Below are 2,400 nucleotides of genomic sequence, written 5' to 3' on the forward strand. Positions count from 1 at the left end.
AACTCAACGGACGACCACGACAAACCCTCGACTGGCAGAATCCAGCCGAGGTACTCCACAAACACCTCGTCGCAACAGCCGCTTGAAACCGCCGCCTGCCGACACCCCGACTTCCCGGAAACCGAGTGGATCTAGCGCCTGTCACGGGCTGTCGGTGGTGCGGACTAGGCTTGTTGGCGTGGCTGACCCCTCGACCTACCGTCCCGCACCCGGCACCATCCCGGAGTCACCGGGGGTCTACCGCTTCCGTGACGGGACCGGCCGGGTGATCTACGTCGGCAAGGCGAAGAACCTGCGCAGCCGGCTCAACTCCTACTTCGGCGATGTCTGGAATCTGCACGAGCGCACGCGGCAGATGGTCACCACCGCCGAGTCGGTGGACTGGATCATCGTCGGCACCGAGGTCGAGGCGCTCCAGCACGAGTTCACCTGGATCAAGCAGTACGACCCCCGGTTCAACGTCCGCTACCGCGACGACAAGTCGTACCCCTACCTGGCCGTCACCCTCAACGAGGAATACCCCCGGTTGCAGGTGATGCGTGGCGCCAAGCGCAAAGGGGTGCGCTACTTCGGTCCGTATTCGCACGCCTGGGCCATCCGGGAGACCCTCGACCTGCTGCTACGGGTGTTCCCCGCCCGGACGTGCTCGGCCGGCGTGTTCAAGCGCGCCGGCCAGGTCGGCCGTCCCTGCCTCCTCGGCTACATCGGCAAGTGCTCGGCGCCGTGTGTCGGCACCGTCTCCGCCGACGAACACCGGGCGATCGTCGACGGGTTCTGCGACTTCATGGCCGGACGCACCGACACCATGGTCCGCAAGATCGAACGCGAGATGACCGAGGCGAGCGAGCAGCTGGAGTTCGAGCGTGCCGCCCGGCTGCGGGACGACGTGGCCGCGCTCCGCCGGGCCATGGAGAAGCAGACGGTGGTGCTGGGCGACGGCACCGACGCCGACGTGGTCGCGTTCGCCGACGATCCGCTCGAGGCGGCCGTGCAGGTCTTCCACGTTCGCGACGGCCGGGTCCGCGGTCAGCGAGGGTGGGTGGTGGAGAAGACCGAGGACCTGACCACCGGCGACCTGGTGCACCACTTCTGCACCCAGGTGTACGGGGGCGAGGAGGGTGAGGCCGACGTGCCCCGGGAGTTGCTGGTGCCCGAGTTGCCCGCCGACGCCGACGCGCTGGCGGAGTGGCTCTCCGACCACCGGGGCAGCCGGGTGTCGTTGCGGGTGCCGCAGCGCGGCGACAAACGCACCCTCATGGAGACGGTGGAGCGCAACGCGAAGGACGCGCTGGCCCGGCACAAACTGAAGCGTTCCGGTGACCTGACCACCCGGGGCAAGGCGTTGGACGAGATCAGCGAGGCGCTGGGCATGCGCACCTCGCCGCTGCGCATCGAGTGTTTCGACATCTCCCAGATCCAGGGCACCGACGTGGTCGCCAGCATGGTGGTCTTCGAGGACGGGCTGCCCCGCAAGAGCGAGTACCGGCGGTTCATCGTCCGGGGCGCCACCGACGACCTGTCCGCCATGTCCGAGGTGCTCCGCCGCCGCTTCGCCCGATATCTGGACGCGAGGGCCGAGACGGGTGAGGTGGGGGTGGAGTCGGCCGACGACCCGGCCGCCCCGGAGGACGCGGTGGAGCCTCAGGTCGGTGTCCTGATCGATCCGACCACCGGCCGGCCGCGGAAATTCGCGTACCCGCCGCAGTTGGTGGTCGTCGACGGCGGCGCCCCACAGGTCGCGGCCGCCGCGCAGGCCCTCGCCGACCTGGGCATCGATGACGTGGCGCTGTGTGGGTTGGCCAAGCGGTTGGAGGAGGTCTGGCTCCCCGACGACGAGCTTCCGGTCATCCTGCCGCGCACCTCGGAGGGGCTCTACCTGCTGCAACGGGTCCGTGACGAAGCCCACCGGTTCGCCATCACCTTCCATCGGCAGCGCCGATCCAAGCGGATGACCGAGTCGGCGCTGGACCACGTGCCCGGCCTCGGGGAGGTGCGGCGCAAGGCGCTGCTGCGCCACTTCGGGTCCCTCAAGCGGCTCTCCGCCGCGACAGTCGAGGAGATCATCGAGGTGCCCGGGGTGGGTCGACGTACCGCCGAGGCGATCCTGGCCGCTCTCGACAAGGACCCGAAGACCGACGAGGACGTGAAGATCGACGAAAGCGCTGGAACGAAGCCCAGCACCTGAGCACTGCCGTCGCTTTCTCGGCTGACGGTGGACAACCAGCTCACGCATGTGTCCGCGCTCGCCTCGCGCTGCGCATGATCGTGCTCGCTTGTTGTAGTGGCCTCGGGGCGTGGGGAGGGGCCTGGATCGAGCACGATCATGCGGGCCACGAGGTGCCGTACCGCGCGTTGTCTCCTGACCGGGTCAGTCCGCACGATGCCCTGCCCCTGCCCCTG

At 68.8% G+C, this 2,400-nt stretch carries 1 protein-coding gene; it reads left to right on the forward strand.

From position 1 onward, the window contains the following. Window positions 1–178: 178 nt before the first annotated feature. Window positions 179–2,185: an excinuclease ABC subunit UvrC gene (uvrC, locus tag AB0F61_RS34125; RefSeq protein WP_357818513.1), complete on the forward strand. Its 2,007-nt coding sequence runs from the start codon at window positions 179–181 to the stop codon at window positions 2,183–2,185. Window positions 2,186–2,400: the final 215 nt, after the last annotated feature.

This window comes from Micromonospora sp. NPDC023888 (assembly GCF_040639415.1).
Classification (GTDB): domain Bacteria; phylum Actinomycetota; class Actinomycetes; order Mycobacteriales; family Micromonosporaceae; genus Micromonospora.